The organism is Clostridium beijerinckii, assembly GCF_018223745.1.
Lineage (GTDB): Bacteria > Bacillota > Clostridia > Clostridiales > Clostridiaceae > Clostridium > Clostridium beijerinckii.
Genome location: NZ_CP073653.1, coordinates 574,372 through 589,404 on the forward strand (window position 1 = coordinate 574,372; position 15,033 = coordinate 589,404).

12 protein-coding genes are annotated in these 15,033 nt (G+C 28.3%); all 12 read left to right on the forward strand.

The window, feature by feature from the left end:
• The first annotated feature begins 160 nt into the window (after nucleotides 1-160).
• The gene (locus tag KEC93_RS02810; protein ID WP_077867722.1) at nucleotides 161-4,396 is read left to right on the forward strand and encodes a DUF445 family protein; all 4,236 of its coding nucleotides are present in this window, start codon (nucleotides 161-163) and stop codon (nucleotides 4,394-4,396) included.
• 260 nt (nucleotides 4,397-4,656) lie between these two features.
• Nucleotides 4,657-6,513: a TIGR03960 family B12-binding radical SAM protein gene (locus KEC93_RS02815; protein ID WP_077867723.1), complete on the forward strand. Its 1,857-nt coding sequence runs from the start codon at nucleotides 4,657-4,659 to the stop codon at nucleotides 6,511-6,513.
• Nucleotides 6,497-7,198: a TIGR03936 family radical SAM-associated protein gene (locus KEC93_RS02820; RefSeq protein ID WP_017209731.1), complete on the forward strand. Its 702-nt coding sequence runs from the start codon at nucleotides 6,497-6,499 to the stop codon at nucleotides 7,196-7,198. The genes KEC93_RS02815 and KEC93_RS02820 overlap by 17 nt, the downstream gene beginning before the upstream one ends.
• Before the next feature lie 190 nt (nucleotides 7,199-7,388).
• Nucleotides 7,389-8,837 carry an Rne/Rng family ribonuclease gene (locus KEC93_RS02825; RefSeq protein WP_039770318.1) on the forward strand — a complete coding sequence of 483 codons (1,449 nt, stop codon included), beginning with the start codon at nucleotides 7,389-7,391 and terminating at the stop codon, nucleotides 8,835-8,837.
• Between the two features lie 175 nt (nucleotides 8,838-9,012).
• The gene (rplU, locus tag KEC93_RS02830; protein WP_011967857.1) at nucleotides 9,013-9,324 is read left to right on the forward strand and encodes a 50S ribosomal protein L21; all 312 of its coding nucleotides are present in this window, start codon (nucleotides 9,013-9,015) and stop codon (nucleotides 9,322-9,324) included.
• A 7-nt stretch (nucleotides 9,325-9,331) separates the two neighbouring features.
• On the forward strand, nucleotides 9,332-9,718 hold the full coding sequence (locus KEC93_RS02835) for a ribosomal-processing cysteine protease Prp (RefSeq protein WP_011967858.1): 387 nt from the start codon (nucleotides 9,332-9,334) through the stop codon (nucleotides 9,716-9,718).
• A gap of 4 nt (nucleotides 9,719-9,722) precedes the next feature.
• Nucleotides 9,723-10,022, forward strand: a complete 300-nt coding sequence (gene rpmA / locus KEC93_RS02840) for a 50S ribosomal protein L27 (protein ID WP_011967859.1) — start codon at nucleotides 9,723-9,725, stop codon at nucleotides 10,020-10,022.
• 301 nt (nucleotides 10,023-10,323) lie between these two features.
• Complete coding sequence (obgE, locus tag KEC93_RS02845; RefSeq protein WP_023973713.1) at nucleotides 10,324-11,616, forward strand: GTPase ObgE; 1,293 nt, start codon at nucleotides 10,324-10,326, stop codon at nucleotides 11,614-11,616.
• Nucleotides 11,617-11,766: 150 nt separating this feature from the next.
• Nucleotides 11,767-12,069, forward strand: a complete 303-nt coding sequence (gene yhbY, locus KEC93_RS02850; RefSeq protein ID WP_077867724.1) for a ribosome assembly RNA-binding protein YhbY — start codon at nucleotides 11,767-11,769, stop codon at nucleotides 12,067-12,069.
• A gap of 162 nt (nucleotides 12,070-12,231) precedes the next feature.
• Nucleotides 12,232-12,846, forward strand: coding sequence for a nicotinate-nucleotide adenylyltransferase (nadD, locus tag KEC93_RS02855; RefSeq protein WP_011967862.1), 615 nt, complete (start codon nucleotides 12,232-12,234; stop codon nucleotides 12,844-12,846).
• 86 nt (nucleotides 12,847-12,932) lie between these two features.
• The gene (gene yqeK, locus KEC93_RS02860) at nucleotides 12,933-13,511 is read left to right on the forward strand and encodes a bis(5'-nucleosyl)-tetraphosphatase (symmetrical) YqeK (RefSeq protein WP_041893953.1); all 579 of its coding nucleotides are present in this window, start codon (nucleotides 12,933-12,935) and stop codon (nucleotides 13,509-13,511) included.
• Between the two features lie 99 nt (nucleotides 13,512-13,610).
• Entirely contained in the window at nucleotides 13,611-14,903 is a 1,293-nt protein-coding gene (locus KEC93_RS02865) for an LCP family protein (protein ID WP_077867725.1), read from the forward strand.
• The last annotated feature ends 130 nt before the right edge of the window (nucleotides 14,904-15,033 follow it).

The window sequence follows — 15,033 nt, forward strand, 5'->3', positions numbered from 1 at the left end:
GAAAGTGCTAATCTTTTTATGAGGATTAGCACTTTTTGTTGGTGTAGTATGAAATGTGGAAATAAAGTCAATAAATTAGTATAATATGATGTAAACAACATATTTTATATGTGAAAAAGTTATTGTTTAGAATTGATATTACATAAGGGGAGAATAGCTGATGTTAACATTTATTTTTTTACTAGCATTTCAGGGGTTTTCAGGTGGAGTAGCTGGATATATCACAAATAAATATGCAGTTGATATGCTTTTTAAAGAATATACACCTTTAAAGCTAGGAGGGGTAATTAAAAAGAAGAAGGAGAAATTTATTGAAGAGATTAGCGAATTAGTAGAAAGAGATATAATAAATGCAGATACATTAAGGTCCGAAATGCCTAATATAAATATAAATACATATATTAAACAAATGGCTCAAACTTTTTTTGAGAAACAATTAAGCAATAGTTTAGGAAATACTAAAATAGCTGAAATAGATGGTTTCTCAGAGAGCATACTTAAAAGTGAAGAATTTATAAGAAATAATCTAAATATACTCTTACCAGAATTAATAGATGGTCTTATGCGTAATGTTGATCTACAAGATATATTAAGTGAAAAACAGATATCAAAAGTTATAAATTCATGCTATGAGCTACTGATTTGCGAATTTGAAAATGCCGATGCAGTGAATGGATTTATTTCTGATTTATACAAGGAAAATTCTAATATTACTTTAGCTGATATTTTTTCTAAAGAAGTCCAGAAAAAATTAACTGATAATATTATTGAGTGTGTTGAAAACATATTTAATAACGATATTTTATCAGATGAAAAGTCGTGCAAGATGTTTTTGGACAATATGCTTTCAAATATAAATGTAGATGCAACGCTTGTCAAATTACAAGACTCTATCGGAAGTCGGGATATTAATCATTTTATTACGGAAACTCAGCAAGAAGAAGTTATTTCAAGATTATTCATTAAAATTACTGAATTTATTAACTCTTCTGAAGGAAAGGATTTAATATTAAAAATTACAAATGAGATTGTTTCAATTGGGAAAAATATTGATTTTACTATTTATGAAATACTTCCTAAAGAGATGAAAAAATCACTTACGAATTTTATAAAAATAGCTATTCCTAAGGTCATGCCTTATATTTTGGAGTGGATTTCAAGTAATAAATCATCTTTGGATGAAATGATTGAATCCGCAATTGATGAAGCGATACAAGATATAGATGAAAGCATAAAGAAGCTTATAATCTCAAAGGTTAGGAATGCACTTATGGGAGATGTTTCATCTAAAAACAATATTGTTAATAAAATTATAAGCTATATTAATAATAATTTTGATGATGAATCAAGTGATAAAATAGTAACTTCTATTATAGATTACTTGAAGGACACAAAGGTTAAAAACATAGTAGAATCATTGGAAAAATACAATTTAGCTACATCTGATGATGTTGCTGAAATTATTACTAAAGTATTTGCAGCTCATGGAAAGAATACGTTGAGGATACTAATAAAATCTCAATTTTCAAAGAAAGTAAATGAGATTGCTAAGTTAGATTTGTTAAAATTATTCAATACAAAGCTTAAGCCAATGTTATATGAAAGTATTTTTAAAAACAAAACGAGATTATGTAAAAACATAAATACTTTGATTGCACAATTCATAAATTCAAAGAGTGATGAAATATTCCACAAAAAATTATCAGAATTATTTAAAGATAAAAGTGTATTTAGTTTATCTAATAAATTTTCAATATGGGCTAATAATTTGCTCAGAAAGAACAAAGATACATATAGCGAGAAATTAGAAGAGGTTATATTATCAAATGTTAAAAAACTTAAAATAGGAGATATATTATCAAACTATAATGTGAACATATTGGAATATATTGTGGATAATTCAGTATCAATTTATAGAGAAGCTGTGGATAAATATAAGAATTATCAGATTAAGGAATTAGTTAATAAAGGATTTAATAAGGATCAATTATCAAATATTCTTATAAATAAAGGTTACCCAGCATTAATATCTAAGCTTCCAAGTCTATTAAATGGAAATATTAAAAAAATTGCAAAAAATAGTTTAAGTAAATATGACGAGGATGAAATATGCGATATAGTTCAAGATTTTATGGGAAGTCAACTTAAACCACTTTCTGTTTTTGGTGCTGTTTTAGGTACTGTAGTTGGGATAATATATCAATTAATATTTCCAAATTCTATTGGACTTTACGGATTTCCAAGTAATATGTTTAATGGATTGTTGTCACTTGGAGTTATGGCATTTATAGGATACATAACAAATGTTGTAGCCTTGTGGATGATTTTCCATCCATACAAAGAAAATAAAATTATATCTAAAATACCATTTTTTAAGAAGTTTGCATTAGGATATATACCGGCACATAAAAATGAGTTCGCAATTGGAATGGCGAAACTAATTGATGAAGAATTATTAAACAAAGAGGAAATTAATAAAAGTTTCAATTCTCATAAGGATAATATGTCTTCAGTACTAACTACCTTAGTTAAAAATAATAATTATCAAATTTTAGTTGACTTTGCTAGAAGTAAAAAGAATGATTTTGTAAAGTATATCTATAAAATAATCTTAAAGTATTGTAATAGTAGTTCAGGTTTATCCGAAGGAATTACTAACAGATTAAAAGAAAGCAAATTTGATAATTTTATCAAGGAAAGTTACATTCAGAATGGAATACCTAAAATAATAAGTAGTATTAGTAATAGTAAAAGTTCTTTAACGAAGTTTATAGAAAATAAAATATCTTCAAATTACAAAATTGGTGATGTTATTTCAGAAGATATACTTATTGAAATTCAAAGTTATATTCAAGAGGAAGGCAATAAGCTTATACAAGATAATCTTAGTACTATTGAAAAGGTAGATTTTATAGATTTAATTACAAAAGAATACAAAGATTATTATTCTGTAGCGATAAAACAATCATGTAAAGAGGTTATAGGTAAAGATTCTATAGAAAAAGCAAAAGTTAATATAGGGAAATATGCATATGAATATTTTTCTAATGATTTTAAAATATATTTAGAAAATATGATAAGTAAATATTTATGTAATGGCTTAGATGAAAATAATGATGTGGGATCAATGTTTGATGGTAGAGTCAAGAATGTAATTGATAATAATCTGCATCCTATAACGTCTTATTTTTCAAATAAATTAATTGTTTACTTAAAAAATAATCAGAATATTATAACTGAAAATGTACAAGAAACTATTAAGAGTGAACTTAATTTCTTTGAGAAGATAGCCTACGCAACTTTTGGTGGAGATGACATAGCATATAGAGTTGTTGATATTATACTAAATAAAAAACTTCCTTTAATGCTAAGAGAAGAGAACGATAAACTTATTAATACTACAAAAGCTGCATTAAATGAAAGTATATACCCTATTAGATTGAGTGAATTAAATATAAAGGGTGAAGAATTTAATATTCGAATATTAATAAATAATTTATTTGAACAATTTGATAAGAATGTTGACTTTGAAGGATATATTTATAATGCAAGTGATTTAATTTTAGATTCATTAGCTGTGGCTCCACTTTCAGAATATCTTGAATTATTTGGATTAAGCAATTTAGATTCGATTTATAAGAAGTTTTTTGAGGAAGTCAATATTATAAAAGAAGATATATATAGAAGCATAAATATTAATAAAGATAAATTATCTATAACAATAGAAAAGTTCTTTAATGAAAATATGTTGAAAAATTTATTCAACATTGAATTTAATTCTGTATTATTAAAAGGAATTGATAGATATGAAATTGAAAATTGTATAAGTAATATTTTAAGCATAATTATTGAGAGCGAAGAATCAAAAAAATCGATATCTATGTTTATGGAAAGTTTCTATGAAAATACATTATCGGAATTAAAGATAGAACAAATTATTGATGTAAGTACTCTAAGCAATGATCTTGATAGGGTTATTAAATATATTTTCGCTAATGCAGAATTTAACCAAAAAATTATGATTGCAATTGATGCTATAGTTCAAAATGCAATTAATAACAACTTTTACTTTATATCAGATAGATCTAAGGATTATCTTATAAGTAAAACTATTGAAACAGGTTTAAATTCAGTTGGTGATTATATTGTGCCAATATTAAGGAAAATAAATCTAAAGAATATCAGCAATAAGCAAATTGAGCTGCTCAATCCAAAGGAAATTGATGTAATGTTCAATTCCTTTGCAGGAGACTTTTTCAATAAGCTTCGCCTTTATGGAGTGTTTGGATTTGTATTTGGTATAAATGCCGGATTATCATTTATATTATGGATAATTGATTGGAGATATAGTAAGAAATACAATGATAAAAATTCAAAGGCTTTGAAGGAAATGTAGAATAAAATAAATTGTATATAGTATTGGAAACAATAAGAATATTCCCATTCAGAATTAATTATGTTAGAATAGGGATAGCAAATAAGAAGTATAGCAATTAGAGTTTATACTTCTTTTATTTATGCATAAGCAAAAAGTGGGTTCCTTTAGTATTTGAAATACTAAAGGTTTTAAATTCTTTAAATTTGACAAAAATTTAAAGGCAAGCATTTATGGAGAATTGCACATATGATGGTGTGTTTTAAGGAGGAAATTTATTAATGAATAAAATTTCAGATGATATCTTATTTAAAGTTGAAAAACCAAGTAGATACACTGGTGGAGAATTAAATGAGATTGTTAAAGATCTAAAGGAAGTTGACATAAGATTTGCATTTTGCTTTCCTGATGTTTATGAAGTAGGAATGTCACATTTAGGAAGCAGAATACTTTATCATACTATAAATCAAAGAAGTGATACATATTGTGAAAGATCATTTGCACCATGGCCTGATATGGAAGAACAGCTTAGAAAAAATAATATTCCGTTATTTACATTAGAGACAAAAGATTCTCTAAAGGAGTTTGATATTTTAGGATTCACACTTCAATATGAGATGAGTTATACAAATATTTTAAATATGCTTGATATGTCTGGTATTACTATAAGAGCATCAGAAAGAGGAGAAGATGAGCCAATAGTTATGGCTGGTGGACCTTGCGCATATAATCCAGAACCTTTATATGATATCATTGATTTCTTTGAAATTGGTGAAGGCGAAGAAATGATGAATGATGTTTTAGATGTTTATAAGAAGTATAAAGGAAAAGGAAAGAAGAAAGAATTTCTAAGAGAAATATCTAAAATACAAGGAATTTATGTGCCTTCCTTATATGATGTTATTTACAATGAAGAAAATACAATTAAAGAATTTAGACCTAAGTATGATGACGTACCAAAAACTATTACAAAGAGAATTATAAATAATTATACTAAGGTAGATTTTCCTACAGATATAATAGTTCCCTATTCAGAAATTGTTCACGATAGAATAGTTCTAGAGTTATTCAGAGGATGTACAAATGGATGTAGATTCTGTCAGGCAGGCATGCTCTATAGACCAGTTAGAGAAAAGACAAGGGAAGATTTAAAGGATTTAGCAAGAAAATTAGTTAAAAGTACAGGATACGAAGAAATTTCTCTTTCGTCATTAAGTACTTGCGATTATTCTGATATAAAAGGATTAATTACAGATTTAGTTAATGAGCATGAAGACGACAGAGTTGGTATAGCACTTCCGTCTATAAGAGTTGATGCTTTTTCAGTAGATTTGCTTAAGGATATCCAAAAGGTAAGAAAAACAGGATTAACTTTTGCTCCAGAAGCAGGTTCTCAAAGAATGAGGGACATAATCAACAAGGGTCTTACTGAAGATAAAATTTTAGATGCAGCTACAAGTGCATTTGCAGCTGGGTGGAAAACTTTAAAGCTTTATTTTATGGTCGGACTTCCATATGAAGAGCTTGAAGATTGCAGAGGAATTGGGGAATTAGCAGAAAAAATAGTATATAGATATAAACAAGTGCCTAATAAGATAAATAATAATAAAGGTTTAAGACTTACAGTAAGTACATCAATACTTATACCGAAACCATTTACTCCATTCCAATGGTCACCAATGGCGAAGTTTGATGAGGTTACTGAAAAAATCAAGGCTGTTAAATCTTCAATTAAATCAAAATGTATAGTTTATAACTATCATGAGCAAAAGACATCAGTAATGGAATCTGTTTTTGCAAGAGGGGATAGAAGATTATGTGATGTTTTAATTAAAGCTTTTGAAAAGGGTGCTAGATTCGACGGTTGGGATCAACACTTTAAATTTGACGTATGGATGGAAGCTATAGAAGAGTGTAATTTAGATGTAGATTTCTATGCATACAGAGAAAGAAGCTATGATGAAGTATTACCATGGGATTTCATTGATATTGGAGTAAATAGAAAATATTTAGAAATAGAAAATGAAAAAGCTAAAAGAGCAGAGTTAACACAAAACTGTAGAGAAGGATGTACAGGATGTGGAATTAATGTGAACTTTAAAGATGGGGAGTGTTTTGAAGGTGCGATACTTAACTAAATTTACTAAAGAGGAAAATATTAAGTTTATATCTCATTTAGATGTGCTTAAAACTATTCAAAAAAATATTAGAAGAGCGGGGCTACCTATAGAATACTCTCAAGGATTTAATCCACATATGAATACATCAATAGCACAGCCTTTATCAGTAGGAGTATATTCAAGTGGTGAGTATATGGATATGGTGTTAACAACTGAGGTGAATGAAAATGAAATTGTGGATAAATTAAATGAGACCGCGCCAAGTGGAATAAAATATATAAGTGCACTTGCAATTCCTTATAAAGAAGGAGAAAAGAAAGTTCCTCAAGCTATGGCTTTAATTGATGCAGCAAGATATACTATAAAAATTAAGTATTCTGATGTCTCAAATTTAGAAGAGGAAGTTGGTAAACTTTTAGAAATTAATGAGTGGAATACAGTCAAGAAAAGCAAAAAAGGTGAAAGAGAAGTCAATATAAGGGCTTTTGTTAAGGAGTTTAGTTTCTGGGTTAAAGATGAGTTCTTAATTCTTAATGCAGTTATAAGTACAGGAAGTAGGGAACATTTAAGTGCAGATTTACTTGTTAGTTATATCCAAGAAAAAACTTCAAATGCGATTTTAGATTCGTTTGTTAATACCAAAAGAGAAGAAATGTATTTTTACAAGAATAATAAACTTGTACCATTATATAAATGTGTATAAATATATAATTCACAATTTACAATGCGCAATACACAATTAAGGAATAAATCTCTTAAGAGATTTTAAAAATTATAATAAATGCAAAATACTAAGGTATCAAATTATATGATAATTAGATTTTCAAAGGAAATTGCTCACTAATTGTGCATTGTGAACTGTGCATTGTGCATTGACTAGGATGTGTTATAGAATGAAAGAGATTTTTGTTGAGAGAAGAGAAAGAATTTTAAGGGTAGCTATTAAATCTAATAATGAATTAATAGAAAGCATTGTTGAAGAAAGCAAGAATGAACCGATAATAGGAGAAATTTATAAGGGAAGAATTAAAAATATAATTCCGGCTATAAACTCAGTGTTTGTTGATTTGGGTTTAGATAAAGAAGGTTACCTATATTATAGTGATGAATTAAAGGCAAAAGGAATAAAAAAGGGAGACGATATACTAGTAGAAGTTTTAAAAGAGCCTCTTAATGATAAAGGCGCCAAATTAACTGCAAAGGTGTCAATTCCCGGGAAATATATTGTCTTAAATTGTTATGAACAAGGAATAGAATTTTCTAAGAGAATAGAAGATAAAGAAAAGAAAATAGAACTATTGAGGAATATTGAACCGTTAAAAGATGTTTGCATAACAGTAAGGACAGAAGGTGCAAATGTAGATATAAATATTCTTAAAAATGAGATTTCTAAGCTTTATGATGAATTTCAAAATATAGATAAAAAAATGAAACATTCATTAGGAGTAAGAAAGATTTATGGTGAAGATTTAACATTAACTAAGCTTTTGATGAATTTTTCTGGAGAAGAAATTATAAAAATTTATGTTGATAATAGCATTGATTTTGATAAGATATCAAGCTTTGCCAAAGGACAGGAAAATTTAAAAATAGAGAAGTATGAAGGATATAGAAAACTTTTTGATTTTTATGGAATTGAGAAAGAAATATTAAGGTTGAGGCATAATAAAGTTAACCTACAATGTGGAGGATACATAGTAATTGATAGAACTGAAGCAATGTATGTTATTGATGTTAATAGTGGAAAAAACATAAAGGAGAAAAGTTTCAATAAAACAATTTTGGAAACTAATTTAGAAGCGGCTAGAGAAATAGGAAAACAGATTAGGCTTAGAAACTTAAGTGGAATTATAGTAATAGATTTTATTGATATGAGAGATAAAAGTCAAAGAGATATTGTAATGGATGCACTTAAGGAAAGTCTTAGGTTAGATAAAGGTAATGTAAAGATATTCCCATTTACCCAGCTAGATTTGGTTCAAATAGCTAGAAAGAGGCAAGGAAAAAGTATATATGAATATATGGAAGAAGAATGCAGCCTATGTAAAGGAAGAGGAATAATTCTAAAGTTATCTTATATTGAAGGGCTAATAAAAAATGATATAGTAAGGATGCAGGAAGAAAGTTCTATAAATTGTTTTCATATACAAATGGATAGCGTTTATAAAGATAGAATAAGAGAAAATATTTTTGAGTTTATGAAAGAAATAGATGGATTAGATAAAGAGATATATCTAAATTATGTAGATAATATAGAAGGATATAAAATTGAACCACTGATATTTCAGGGGCAAAAAGATAACTTAAAAGATTATAAAGTTACAGTTATAGAAAAGTATTAAATCAGTTAACAATCATGCTAAATTATGTTTATATGGATAAATTATAGATTATACTTTACAAAGTAATAGAAATATGATAAACTGGCTTTTGTAGACCGCGCACGTAAGGTTTTATGTAAAACAAAGTTGAATCTTTGTACCAAAAGTGGCGAGACCGTTATGAGGAGGTGTTTTAATGTACGCAGTATTAGCAACAGGAGGAAAACAATACAGAGTTCAAGAAGGAGACGTAATATACGTTGAAAAACTTAACGCTGATGTTGACTCAACAGTTGAATTAAACGAAGTTTTAGCTGTAGGAACTGAGGAAGGTATCAAAGTTGGTGCGCCAGTAGTTGAAGGAGCTAAAGTTGTAGCTAAGGTTGCAGCACAAGGTAAGGCAAAGAAAGTTGTAGTTTTCAAGTATAAGTCTAAAAAGGACTATAGAAGAAAGAATGGACACAGACAACCTTACACTAAGCTAGTAATCGAAAAGATCGAAGCATAATAAAATTATGGTTAAAGTAAAAATCAAACAACATAATAATGATATTGTTGGATTCGTAATAAATGGTCACGCTATAGGTAATGACAGAGATTTTTCAAATGAGCCTGCTTTAGTAGGTGAAGCATTTGATATGATATGTAATTCAGTTTCAGTTTTATCTCAAAGTGTAATTATTGGTTTGGATGAAGTTTTAGAACTTAATTCAACATACGAAATACAAGATGGATACTTGAAATTAGACCTTCAAGATTTTAATCTAGAAGAACTAAATCAAGCTCAAGTTTTATTAAAAACTTTTGAAAAAAGCTTGGAAAGTGTAATTTTAGGATTTGATCAATTAGTAGGGAAAAAGAAACGTAGAGAATATATAACTTTAATAAAAGAGGAGGTGTAGTCACATGCTAATTATGAACCTTCAATTATTCGCTCATAAAAAAGGGGTTGGTAGTTCTAAGAATGGTAGAGACTCTGAATCAAAAAGATTAGGAGTTAAATCTGCTGACGGACAATTTGTTCTTGCTGGAAACATTCTTGTAAGACAAAGAGGAACTAAAATTCACCCAGGTGAAAATGTTGGAAAAGGTAAGGACGATACTTTATTTGCTAAAGTTGATGGAGTTGTTAAATTCGAAAGACTTGGTAGAGATAAGAAAAGAGCAAGTGTTTACCCAGTAGACGTTGAAGCAATAGCTGAATAATTATTTTAGAAATAAAGCACTCTTAGTTTAAGAGTGCTTTTTTAAGGCATATGAAAGAAAATAATGAGTTAAGAAGGTGCCGATGTCTAGAGTGACAGATATCAGAGAAATAGACTAGCATTTTAGATGTTATTTTCTTTGATATGCCTTAATATTTTTATGATAATATATATTGAGATTAGACATTAAATCCAATATTATATAATAAAGCGATATTTTTTAGGAAAGAATAAGTAATAATAGAACTAAAAAATTTTATATTAAGATGATAAAGTAAAACAAACAAGGAAAGGTGATTTTTATGTTTATAGATACGGCGAAGGTTTTCGTTAAATCTGGTAACGGTGGTAATGGTGCTATTTCATTTAGAAGAGAAAAGTATGTACCTCTAGGCGGACCAGATGGTGGAGATGGAGGAAAGGGTGGTAGCATCATTTTTCAAGTTGAAACTGGAATAACAACGTTATTAGACTTTAAATACAAGAAAAAGTTTATTGCAGAATCTGGTGAAAATGGCGGCGGTTCAAAATGCTACGGTAAAGATGGTGAAAGTTTATATATAAAGGTACCTATGGGAACCATTATAAGAGAAGCAGAAACTAATAAGATAATTGCAGATCTTTCTCATAAGGGGCAAGAATTAGTATTATTAAGAGGTGGAAAAGGTGGAAAGGGAAATGTTAAATTTGCTACTGCTACTAAGCAAGCACCTCATTATGCAGAACCAGGGATGCCAGGAGACGAGTTAAATATAGTTTTAGAATTAAAGTTACTCGCTGATGTTGGATTATTAGGATTCCCTAATGTAGGTAAATCAACATTGTTATCAATGACAACAAAAGCAAAACCGAAGATTGCAAATTATCATTTTACTACATTAAAACCTAATCTAGGTGTTGTTGCTGTTGATGGAATTGATCCTTTTGTAATGGCTGATATTCCAGGAATAATTGAAGGAGCAGCAGAAGGTGTTGGACTTGGAATACAATTTTTAAGACATATCGAGAGAACTAGACTTTTAATTCATATAGTCGATATATCTGGTGTTGAAGGAAGAGATCCTTTTGAAGATTTCATTAAAATCAATGAGGAATTAAAGAAGTATTCTGTAAAGCTTTGGGATAGACCTCAAATTGTTGTGGCTAATAAATCTGATATGCTTTATGATGAAAGCATATTTGAAGATTTTAAAAAGAAAGTTCAAGAAATGGGATTTGATAAAGTATTTAAGATGTCAGCAGCTACTAATGAAGGTGTTGATGCTGTTATGAAAGAAGCGGCAAGAATACTTAAGGATATTCCAGTTAAAGAATTAGAAATCTCAGAAGATGAAATGTATATACCAGAAGAAAAGAGATTTACTTATGATATTACTGTTGAACATAATAAAGAAGAGGGATATGATGTTTATATAGTTGAAGGTACATTTGTAGATAGATTACTAAGTGCAGTAAATGTAAATGATGCAGATTCTTTAAGATACTTCCATAAGGTTCTTAGAAATAAAGGTATTTTTGATGAACTTAGAGAAATGGGAGTAAAAGACGGTGATATGGTTAGATTAAATGATTTTGAATTTGAATATATACTTTAATTAATTTAAATTTAATATTATATATTTGCTATATAAAAATATTCTCCTTATAATTGAGTGCAGTGAAATTTAAGTTATAAGTTGAAAAATAACCCCCAGGGATAATTAATGCAACAAATATGTTGAAAAATTTTAGGAGGAATAAATAATATGTTAACAGGAAAACAAAGAGCTTATTTAAGAGGATTAGCTAATGATATTTCACCAATATTTCAAATAGGTAAAAATGGTGTTGAGGAAAACTTTTTAATACAAGTTTCACAAGCATTAGAAGCTCGAGAATTAATTAAAATAAAAGTTTTAGAGAACAGTGGTTTAGAAACAAGAGAAACTTCTGATATGATATGTAAAGCTGCAAAATGTGAAGGAATTCAAGCAATAGGTAATAAGATAGTTTTATATAAACAATCTAGCAATTTGAAAAAGAGAAAAATTGAATTACCTAATAAATAATTATATATAGGAAATAATTAATAGAGAAGCTGCTTTTATAGAAGCTTCTTTTTTTATAAAAATTAAGATATTAAAAATAATATTTAAGTTTACTTCATGATATAATAAAAAAGGAATTTTTAATATGATTATAATAAGTATATTACTTTTGGAGGAAATCTTATGAAACGCTTTGGTATAATAGGTGGTACTTTTGACCCTATTCATAATGCGCATTTATATATAGCCTATGAAGCTAAAGAAAAATTAAGCTTAGATGAAGTGATCTTTATGCCGGCAGGAATACAGCCGCTTAAGGCCAATAATATAATTACAGATCCTGGATTAAGGTATAGTATGGTTAAAGCAGCAATAGAGCACTTTAGCGAGTTTTCTGTATCAGATTATGAAATAGAGAAGGGCGGACTTAGTTTTACTCATGAAACATTAGAGTATTTCAAAAATAAGATTAGTGATAGAGATAAAGATAATGAATTGTTTTTTATAACCGGAGCAGATTGTTTGTTTAGCATGGAAAAGTGGAAAGAAGTAAAAAAAATCTTTTCACTAGCAACTCTTGTGGTGTTCTCAAGAGGAGGAATAAACAAAAGTGATATGATAAATAGGAAACATATGATAGAAGAAAAGTATAATGGAAAAATAATTGTTTTAGATTTGAAAGAACTTGAAATATCATCAACTGATATAAGAAATAGAGTACATGAAAATAAGAGAATAGATTTTTTTGTGCCAGAGAGAGTTTCGGATATTATCTATAAAAATAGACTATATAGATAGAATTTCATAAAGCTAATGCTCTGGTGACTTATAGAAATATAAGTTGATTCATTTAGAAATATATTTAATTTTAGGAGGAAGTTATATTGTTATCCATAGAAGAAATGAATTTGTATCTTAAATCTAATTTATTAGAAAAGCGTTATATGCATACTTTAGGGGTTGCAGACACAGCAAAGAGGTTAGCAAAACTAAATGGAGTTTCAGAAAAGAAGGCTGAAATTGCAGGTCTTGCTCATGATGTTGCTAAAAATTTATCTATAGATAAAATGAGAGAAATGATGAAAGAAAATAATGTTATTATCTCTGAGATAGAAGAAAAGAATATGAATTTATGGCACAGTATTGTTGCACCAATAGAGGCAAAAGATAAACTTGGAATTGATGACGATGAAATACTGGATGCCATAAGATGGCATACTACAGGTAAAGAGGATATGTCCACTTTAACAAAGATTATTTATATAGCAGATATGATAGAACCTGGAAGAAATTTTGATGGGGTTGATGAGATAAGAAGAGCTACATTTGATAACTTGGATAAAGGAGTCTATTTTGGTTTGACTAGTAGCATAAAAATATTATTGGCTAAGAACTTATTAATTGATGAAAATACTATAAAGGCACGAAATTATTTTCTATTTAATCCTGAATTTAAATTATAAGTATTGATATAAATAGAAATTTCGACTTATTTAATGAGATTAGAGAGGTTACTTAATGTATATTATATTAAGTAAAGAAAATTTATAAGAGGTGGGTGCATGAGAAGGAAAACTAATAAAAAGAGAGATACAGCATTCTCAAAAATTTTTAAAAAGGATAATGATTCTACAACAGTATTTGAAAAGTTAGTTTTAGGTATTATATCTCTTATAATAACTTTTGTTATAGTATCAATGGTATCTGGGGTTTATGCTTTAATGAAGGTTGAGAGCAAGTCAATGCCAAGTGGTGCAAGTGTATCATTTAATCAGCCAGTAAATATCTTGTTACTTGGTATGGATATAGGAGATCCGAAGCAGGTAAATAATCAATCAATAAAGAGAACGGATACAATAATTGTAGCTAATTATAATCCTCAAACAAAAAGTATTCGTATTGTGTCTGTTCCAAGAGATACACTAATAAGTATAAATGATAGAAATGTTAAAATAAATTCAGCTTATGCAATTGGTGGATATCCGAAGATAAAATCAGAAGTTGAAAATCTACTGAATATAAATATAAATTATATAGTTAAAGTTGATTACAATGCTTTTCGTGAAATCATTGATGCTATCGGAGGAATTGAAATGAAAATCGATAGAAATATGATTTATGATGATGAAGGTCAGAATCTTCATATAAATTTTAAAGCCGGTGAAACTGTAACTCTAGATGGTAAGAAAGCAGAGGAATTTTTTAGGTGGAGAAAAAATAATGATGGAAGTGGACTTGCTAATGGAGATTTAGATAGAATAGAAAATCAACAAAAATTTATTTCTAAGGTTATTGAAAAATGTACAAGTCCTTTTGTAATATTTAGAGCACCTAAAATAATGACAGCATTAGGAGATAATGTAGAAACTAATCTGTCACCAACTGATATTTTAGGATATGGGTTTAAATTTATTGGTATAAAAAAGGAAAATGTAACAATGGCAACTGTAAGTGGAACACCAAAAACTATAAATGGAGAGTCATTTTTAATAGTTGATAAAATTGAAAATAAAGATATATTATCATCACTTACTTCATCTTCTGCATCTAATAAATCAGCAGAAGGAGCAGCAAAAGATGATATAAGAATTAAGGTTTTAAATGCCACAAAGATTAATGGATTGGCGGCAAAAGTAGCAAAGGAATTAAATGATGCTGGGTATACAAAAGTTGATACTGGCAATACTGAACTTAGTGATAAAAGTGAAATACTTAGTAATGATGCTGATAAATTAAAGACTATTAAACAGGATTTAAACATAAAAGAAAATGATGAAAAAGAGAACAAGAAAGAATATAAAGATTACGATGTGATTATAATTTTAGGTAAGGATTTTGAAACCTTTGGTAAGTAAAGTGAATTAGAGTTTTGTGGTGGCTCAATGTATGTTGCTTATTTCTAGTATAGTGATGCACATAAACTTAATAGATGTATATGGTTAGTAAAAATACAAAGATATTAGAAGGAGTATTATCGTTATTGTG

Coding starts and splice junctions, on each gene's coding strand:
- KEC93_RS02810 (WP_077867722.1), top strand. CDS start 161: ATGTTAACATTTATTTTTTTACTAGCATTTCAGGGGTTTTCAGGTGGA.
- KEC93_RS02815 (WP_077867723.1), top strand. CDS start 4,657: ATGAATAAAATTTCAGATGATATCTTATTTAAAGTTGAAAAACCAAGT.
- KEC93_RS02825 (WP_039770318.1), top strand. CDS start 7,389: ATGAAAGAGATTTTTGTTGAGAGAAGAGAAAGAATTTTAAGGGTAGCT.
- rplU (WP_011967857.1), top strand. CDS start 9,013: ATGTACGCAGTATTAGCAACAGGAGGAAAACAATACAGAGTTCAAGAA.
- KEC93_RS02835 (WP_011967858.1), top strand. CDS start 9,332: ATGGTTAAAGTAAAAATCAAACAACATAATAATGATATTGTTGGATTC.
- rpmA (WP_011967859.1), top strand. CDS start 9,723: ATGCTAATTATGAACCTTCAATTATTCGCTCATAAAAAAGGGGTTGGT.
- obgE (WP_023973713.1), top strand. CDS start 10,324: ATGTTTATAGATACGGCGAAGGTTTTCGTTAAATCTGGTAACGGTGGT.
- yhbY (WP_077867724.1), top strand. CDS start 11,767: ATGTTAACAGGAAAACAAAGAGCTTATTTAAGAGGATTAGCTAATGAT.
- nadD (WP_011967862.1), top strand. CDS start 12,232: ATGAAACGCTTTGGTATAATAGGTGGTACTTTTGACCCTATTCATAAT.
- KEC93_RS02865 (WP_077867725.1), top strand. CDS start 13,611: ATGAGAAGGAAAACTAATAAAAAGAGAGATACAGCATTCTCAAAAATT.